We start from the raw sequence: 551 nt of genomic DNA on the forward strand, positions 1-551 counted from the left end.
ATTTTTGGCTTAGAAAAATCCTCCGATTCTTCGTGGCAGAGATATAAAGAGGTATGGATATGACTGGGCAGGGCAATGGCTAATATATATCCCTTGGCATTTCCCATACCAATTTGATGAATCTATAACTGGTGCTTCTGAAAAGGCAGAAAAAGCGTTTAAAGAACAATATCCTGCTGTATATAACCATATGTTGGAATATAAAGAACCACTTTCTAAACGAAACAAAGCAGAGACAGGAATTCGATATGAGTGGTATGCTATGCAACGTTGGGGGGCCAAGTATTGGGTCGTATAAGTTCAGCCGTCCGAACACGTTCATCTTCTGTTTGACAATTCGCTAGTATCTCATCACGCTTTTCGGTAGAAATGATAAAAGCATCATTGAAACCAGTTTTTATCCCATAGTTGATTTGGATGTTCCAATCCTTCAAGGGTATTCCCACAGACTCAATCTTCTGCTTGATGCTCTGTTCAATGGGAGACAATATCACCCATGGGATAGAATCTGCAAAGTTACACTTCACGCCTTGTTGCTGCACGAAATCGCT

At 40.5% G+C, this 551-nt stretch carries 1 pseudogene; it reads right to left on the minus strand.

Features of this window, described 5'->3' with window-relative positions:
• Positions 1-287 precede the first annotated feature (287 nt).
• Positions 288-551, minus strand: a pseudogene (locus DWW03_RS16390) (type II restriction endonuclease); the annotation flags it as partial.

Source organism: Alistipes sp. AF14-19, from assembly GCF_003461645.1.
Classification (GTDB): Bacteria; Bacteroidota; Bacteroidia; order Bacteroidales; family Rikenellaceae; genus Alistipes; species Alistipes shahii.